We start from the raw sequence: 6,437 nt of genomic DNA on the forward strand, positions 1-6,437 counted from the left end.
AGCCGGCGCCGGTCAGGTTGGTGCTGATCGTCTCGACCGAACCGTCGGCTGTATAGTCCTTGATGTCGTTGGTCATCGACGGCATCCAGTTGCCGAGGAACACGTCGAGATCCTTGTTCTTCAGCGACGCCATGGTCACCGGCACCGACAGCTGGATCGTTTGCGGCTCATAGCCGAGCGCGGTCAGCAGCACGGAGGCGACGCCGGTCGTCGCCTGGATGTCGGTCCAGCCGACGTCGGAAAGGCGCACCGCCTTGCAGCTTGCCGGATCACCGGCGTAGGCAGCGCTGGTTGACAAAAAAGCCGCCAGGCCGAGGCCGGCGACGAAAGAGTTCATACGCGACATAGACAGTCTCCCATTGTGATTCTTTGGCGAAGCGTAGCTACGGTTTCTATGCCCGCCTTGTTTCGTCAGCCAAACACCATTCTGGTGTGGTTTCAAGCATTAAGACAATCACGATCAACGGCGCGGGCTGGCCAATCAGCGACACATCAGGCGCTTTTGTCTGGCCAGCCGGCTTTTTCAGGGGAATGCCGCTCTGGCCCCTCCCCGTGTCAGGCCAAGTCGGCTTAAAAGAGCGGCATGGCCAAGCTTTACTTCCACTACGCGACGATGAACGCCGGCAAGACGACGATGCTCTTGCAGGCCTCTTACAATTACCGCGAGCGCGGCATGGGCACGATGCTGTTCGTCGCCGGCCACTACCGCAAGGGCGATACAGGCCTGATCTCGTCGCGCATAGGCCTGGAGACGGAAGCCGAGATGTTTCGCGACGGCGACGATCTGTTCGCCCGCGTCGCCGCTCATCACGCGCATACGTCGGTGCATTGCGTCTTCGTCGACGAGGCGCAGTTCCTCGAGGAAGAGCAGGTCTGGCAGCTCGCCCGCATCGCCGACCGGCTGAACATCCCGGTCATGTGCTACGGCCTGCGCACCGATTTCCAGGGCAAGCTGTTTTCCGGCTCGCGCGCGCTGCTGGCCATCGCCGACGATTTGCGCGAAGTGCGCACCATCTGCCGATGCGGCCGCAAGGCGACGATGGTCGTGCGCCTCGGCCCCGATGGCAAGGTGGCGCGCCAGGGCGAGCAGGTGGCGATCGGCAAGGACGTCTATGTCTCGCTCTGCCGCCGCCACTGGGAGGAAGAGATGGGCCGCGCCGCGCCAGACGACTTCATCGGCTTTATCAAGGGCTGACGGTCGGCGGCCTTGACCCCGGCCCGATGCAGCGTTTCTTAAGGCCTCGGTACTATAACGCAGCCAGCCAGAGCTCCCCGGGGTCAGCCATGCTTCGAGACGCTTCGTTCGCCAGTATCCTTCTCCTTGCCAGCTCGCTCGTAGCCCATGCCGGCGGTGATCCTGCCCTGGGCAAGAAGGTCTTCAACCGATGCATGGCCTGCCATGACGCAGCCACCGACCGCGACAAGGTCGGTCCGCATCTGTTGGGCGTCGTTGGCCGCACCGCCGGCAGCGCAGAGAGCTTTCTTGGCCACTATTCCGAGGCGATGAAGAGTGCCGGCGCCGCCGGCCTGGTCTGGGATGAAGCCAATCTCGCCGAGTATCTCAAGGCCCCAAAGCTGAAGGTGCCGGGCAACAAGATGGCCTTCGGCGGCCTGACCAATGACGACGACATCGCCAATGTCATCGCCTATCTGAAGGCCGATCCCAAGCCTTGATCCGCTGTTCATCAGCTCTGTAAAACCGGCTTTCCCCTCGCATATCGCGGCCGCGATTGCTTCAGTCGTTTGCCGAATACAAAGGCATCCGTGCGCCCTCGGCTTGCCGCATGAAAGTTCAATGACAGCTGAACTACGGCTGGCAGGCAAGCTAATCACGCCAGGCCCCCGCCTTCACTGGTTTTCAAGACCCTGATGGATTCTTTTGTTTTCACGCCGCCCTTGTTGTCACGTCTTTCAATCCCCCGATGCCCCACATATATTCGCCGCTGTTCGCGACCAGCGACGTCATGCCGAAGCGGGAGGCCCCAATGGCGACATTGCAGAATTTCGACGCCGAAATTGCCAAGACCAAGCAGGTCGTGCAGGACATGCGCTCCAAGATCGAGCAGTCCGGCACCATGCTTGATACGCTCGCCACATCGGACAAGAAGATCGGCGACGCCAATTTCGACCTCGAGAACGCCCGCATCGAGGATGTGCTGAAGCAGCAAAAGGTGATGGAAGGCAACATTGCCGACCTGATCATCGGCCTGGAGGACGCCACCAACGTCTTCGGCTCCGAGTTCGAGAGCATGAAGAACTACACCGGCTGGGAAAAATTCATCGGTATCTTCTCCAGCCAGAGCAAGCAGCGCATGCGCACCGACCGCGTCCGCAACATGTCGCTGGCGGGCAATCTGCAGGAATTGCTGGTCAAATCCGACACCATCGTCGGCATATTGAAGGCGCAGAAAGAGGTCCTCGACCAGCGCTACAAGACCTCGGAAACCAGCCTGTCGCAGGTGATCGAGCGCCGCAAGACCACCATGACCAACCTCGAAGCCGTGCAGAAGCGCATCGAGGAGCTCAACCCGATGCTGCTCGACATCGAAAACAAGATCGCCGCTTCGACCAGCCAGAAGGACCGCACGCAGCTCGAAGGCGAACGCTCCAAGCTGGCGACGGAATACAACGAAAAGCAGGCCAAGGAGCAGGAGCTGCTGGCCGAGAGCCAGACGCTCGAGCGCTACACCTCGATGTTCCAGACCTTCGTCGATTCGCTCAACAACCAGATCGCCGCGCAATCGACGCTGATCAACAAGCTGACCATCGATACCGAGCAGCGCATCGTGCTCTACAAGGCGCTGGAAGATTCGCTGAAGACCGCCGCCCAGCAGGACGTCGCCCACAAGATCAACACGCTGGGCAGCCAGGTCGACAACACCGCCGAGGAAACCATGGCCGGCATCGGTGCTGCTTCGCAAAAACACATCGGCGACCTACTCGAGATGCACGAGAAGAACATGGTCGCCACCGCCGACATCCAGCGCCGCAAGAAGCTGGCCGACGATGCCTTTGCCCGCCGCTTCGACGAGGTGCTGAAGAAGCACAATTCGGCAAACTACGTGCAGTCTTAGGGGTGATAGGACTGCCCGCGAGCGCACAGGCATGACCCCCGAAAACGAAGCGGCGGCACGATATTTCTCCGCCATCACGGCCGCGCTGAGCGGCCTTGAAGTGTTCATGCGCGACGATCGCTCGCCGCTTTACCGGCACGGCATCGTCGCCAAGATCGTCGCCGAATACATCGCCCGGCTCGACAAGTCGTTTTCCTGCTGGCGCAACCGGCTGGGCTTCATGGACACGTTCCGCATTTCGCGGGCCGAAAGCGGATTCCCGGTGTTCCAGAACCTGCTCGAACTGGAAAACGACCGCCGCCAGGCCGACGCGCGGCTTGCCAACATCCCGCTCGCCGGCGAATTGCGCGAGGAAATGGCCGACTTCATCCTGCGCCACAAGGAATTCCCCGAGGCGCTGCAGAAGTCGATGGCCGAGCGGCTCTATCTCGAGGACGTGAAAAGCGAGAACACCTTCGGTTCCTTCACGCTGGCGCAAACCGCCAAGGTCTCGGTCAATCCGAAGACGGGACGGCCCTATTATCTCGTCCATTGGGCGACGTTCGACGGCAGCGCCAACCTGCCTCTGGTCTACATGGTGACGGTGGAGGATTCTTCCGACGCGATGATCCGCCAGCTTGTCGACAGGAACGGCAAACTCAACGAGACGGTCGACATTCCGCTGCCGGTCGACGGCCTGCTCAATCCCGAGCTTGCCCATCGTTTCGACGATTTCACCGAGAAGAACTCCGCCTATACGCTGTCGCCGGCGACCATCGCGGTCAACCTCGACAAGGATTTCGAACCGCTGCACCCCAAGCAGCTGCGCCGCGTCGTGCTCGGCCCGTTCTATTCGGTGGGGATTACCGACAACAATTCGACGGTGACCGAGGTTCTGGCCAAGGTGCGCAAGCCGCAAAATGCCTGGCTTTTGACCTGGACGATCCAGGAGGTCTATTCCAAGAGCGAGAAACCCGGCCGCAAGGGCCTGTTTTCGAGTGAGAAGACAACGCAGGAATTCTTCATCAACACTGATGATCTGGAAGCCGCGCGTCAGGGCGTGTCGAGCTATGAAAACCATGCGCTGATTCCGCACGAGGCCTATCAGGCACTCTACGCCGCCGGCGAAGCACAGAAGATTTTTGCCGGCTACAAGGTTCATATCCTGTCCAACGGACAGGTCATCTCAGACGTCTGACCGTCACACCACGGAGCACCCTTCATGGATACCGGCCTGACCACCATTCCGGAAGCCGCCATCGAGAAGCACCGCGCCACCGCGCAGAGCTTCATCACCCGCATCGTCGTGCTGGAGGACCCGTCACGGGAGTCCGGCACCGCGCTTGCCGGCACCAACCGCCGCTTCGTCTCGACCGTCTCGGTCGGCTCGGTGCGTCGCACGCGCGAGGTCGAGCTGGCCAAGACCGTCGGCGCCGTTCATCTCGACGACCAGCTGCTGACCATCCCGCAGCACACGCTCCTGTTTCGCGCCCGGCGCGGCACGGCGATCGCGCTGGCCATATCGGACGTCTTTGCCGAAGGCTCCGACCTCGAAAGCCTGCAGGCCAGGAATACCCGCGCGCCGCTCGAAGGCGACGAAGCGGCCACCTTCAAGAAGCTTCTGTCGGCCTCGGCTTACATCTCCGCCTTCAGCCTCGCCTCCTACCTGTTCCAGCTGATCGACAGCGACGGCGAGGCACCCAACGACATCCCCGAGCCGGACTTCCTGTTCGACACGCCGCAGGATGCGGTGAAGTCGATCCTCGCTGGCCTCGACAAGGCGATCTCGGGATCGTCCGATGATGCCGATTTGATGACAAGGGCACGCGCCTTCGCCCGCGTCGCCATCGACGGGCTTCTGGCCCGCAAGGGCCGCTTCGACGGCATCGGCCCGTTCGAGAACGCCCATATCCGCATCGATGCCGACGATTTCACTCTCGATGGTTTCGACGTCGCGCCGGGCAAGCGCTCAAAACCGCTGGTGATGACCTTCAAGAAGCCGGAAGAGGTCGTCGGCAACCACATCGCCAAATACCAGTCGGTCAAGCTCGCCAAGATGCTGATGGCCTATGATTTCGAGCGCGAACTCAATCCGTTCGTCGAGCTCGGCGGCTTCCTGTTCACCTTCATCGGCGACGGCGCCCCCGGCACTGGCAAGACGACGCTGATCCAGATGATCGCCGGCCTCGTCAACGGCTATTGCCAGGTCGCCGGCTATCCCTTCGCCTACGAGAATTTCGGCGTCGACCAGATCTCGTCCTACCAGGGCAAGTCGGGCCAGAACTGCCGCCAGTTCATCAACAATGTCTTGAACCCACGCGTCATCGGCTTCGGCACCATCGACGACATCGACCAGGTGGCCGCCAGACGCTCCGACGACCGCGCCTCCGCCGGCCAGCAGGAGATAACAGGCGTCTTGATGGACGCCTTCGCCGGCGCCGCCACCGTGGTGCGCGGCAACTGCTCGTTCGGCATGTTCTCCAACTACCCCGAAAATGTCGACGACGCGCTGCGCCAGCGCGCCGGCGCCCGCTGGCTGGTCGACGGGCCGCAGAGCCGCGACGACTACATCGATATTTTTGTCCTGCTGGCGGGGAAAAACCATAAGATCCCGCTCGGCGAACACGACCTCTACGCCGCGCAGGAAATCCAGCGCGCCGTGACCGAAGCCTATGAGGAGCACGAGAAGCCGCAGGAAGATGGGCTGATGAAGGTCTACGAGCGCTACATGAAGGAGAACGGCGCGCCGAAATCGATGGCCGATATCGGCACCTATCTGCACCTGATCAAGGATGCCGAGCCCCGCTTCACCGGTCGCGCCATCAAGAATGTCACCGACGCCATCAAGATGCGCGCCATGGACATCGAGCTTCCCGACGATTGGTTCGAGAAGCCGGAAGTCTTCATGCACAAGGGCTACGACGAGAAGAAAGCGATGATCGAGGAACTGCGCGGGCCGTTCTCGATGGACATGGTCATGCAGGAGATCAACCGCTACGCCGACTCGGAGTTCCGCTATTCCGACAAGTCCGACGACTCCGCCGTGGAAAAACTGCTGCGCGACGCCCGCCTGCGCGAACGGGCTGCGCGCGAGATGGAGGAGATGAAGAAGAAGGGGCTATGGAATGCGTGAGCTGCGCCGGCCTTCCCTTCACCCCTTGTGGGAGAAGGCAAGATGAGCCCCGCCAAGAAACCCGATCTCCTGCGCGACAATGAGCTGATCTATGGCCGGCTGCTGACGGTCGACGAGCCGCATCTGATCCAGCGCTACAACAAGGCGCTCGCCGCATTCGGCTTGAAGCCGACCAAGCTGAAGACCTTCCAGATCGATCGCACCGGCTTTTCGCCCGAAGTGGCCGAGGAATGCGACGACTACGACTATCT

At 61.4% G+C, this 6,437-nt stretch carries 7 protein-coding genes; 6 read left to right on the forward strand and 1 reads right to left on the reverse strand.

The annotated features are described in order from the left end of the window. On the reverse strand, window positions 1-346 hold a 346-nt coding region (locus EN994_RS13420; RefSeq protein WP_281060150.1), incomplete at its 3' end, for a glycine betaine ABC transporter substrate-binding protein. A 237-nt stretch (window positions 347-583) separates the two neighbouring features. Here EN994_RS13420 and EN994_RS13425 point away from each other — a divergent pair. The 6 genes from EN994_RS13425 to EN994_RS13450 all read left to right on the forward strand — a co-directional run. Next, a complete protein-coding gene (locus EN994_RS13425) occupies window positions 584-1,195 on the forward strand; it encodes a thymidine kinase (RefSeq protein ID WP_013529955.1) in 612 nt (203 codons plus the stop codon). Window positions 1,196-1,284: 89 nt separating this feature from the next. Further along, the gene (locus EN994_RS13430; protein ID WP_063168854.1) at window positions 1,285-1,674 is read left to right on the forward strand and encodes a cytochrome c family protein; all 390 of its coding nucleotides are present in this window, start codon (window positions 1,285-1,287) and stop codon (window positions 1,672-1,674) included. 311 nt (window positions 1,675-1,985) lie between these two features. After that, window positions 1,986-3,074, forward strand: coding sequence for a hypothetical protein (locus EN994_RS13435; protein ID WP_024504535.1), 1,089 nt, complete (start codon window positions 1,986-1,988; stop codon window positions 3,072-3,074). Between the two features lie 31 nt (window positions 3,075-3,105). Next, window positions 3,106-4,251 (forward strand): hypothetical protein, encoded by a 1,146-nt coding sequence (locus EN994_RS13440; protein WP_063168855.1) that lies wholly within the window; start codon window positions 3,106-3,108, stop codon window positions 4,249-4,251. Between the two features lie 24 nt (window positions 4,252-4,275). Next, window positions 4,276-6,186: an ATP-binding protein gene (locus EN994_RS13445; RefSeq protein ID WP_063168856.1), complete on the forward strand. Its 1,911-nt coding sequence runs from the start codon at window positions 4,276-4,278 to the stop codon at window positions 6,184-6,186. Between the two features lie 42 nt (window positions 6,187-6,228). Then, window positions 6,229-6,437: DUF6638 family protein (locus EN994_RS13450; protein WP_348631679.1), on the forward strand; the 209-nt coding region annotated here is incomplete at its 3' end.

The organism is Mesorhizobium sp. M7A.F.Ca.CA.002.09.1.1 (genome assembly GCF_003998555.1).
Lineage (GTDB): Bacteria > Pseudomonadota > Alphaproteobacteria > Rhizobiales > Rhizobiaceae > Mesorhizobium > Mesorhizobium ciceri.

Bases quoted from the DNA above. Each gene is read 5' to 3' on its own strand.
- EN994_RS13425 (WP_013529955.1), top strand. From the start codon at position 584: ATGGCCAAGCTTTACTTCCACTACGCGACGATGAACGCCGGCAAGACG.
- EN994_RS13430 (WP_063168854.1), top strand. From the start codon at position 1,285: ATGCTTCGAGACGCTTCGTTCGCCAGTATCCTTCTCCTTGCCAGCTCG.
- EN994_RS13435 (WP_024504535.1), top strand. From the start codon at position 1,986: ATGGCGACATTGCAGAATTTCGACGCCGAAATTGCCAAGACCAAGCAG.
- EN994_RS13440 (WP_063168855.1), top strand. From the start codon at position 3,106: ATGACCCCCGAAAACGAAGCGGCGGCACGATATTTCTCCGCCATCACG.
- EN994_RS13445 (WP_063168856.1), top strand. From the start codon at position 4,276: ATGGATACCGGCCTGACCACCATTCCGGAAGCCGCCATCGAGAAGCAC.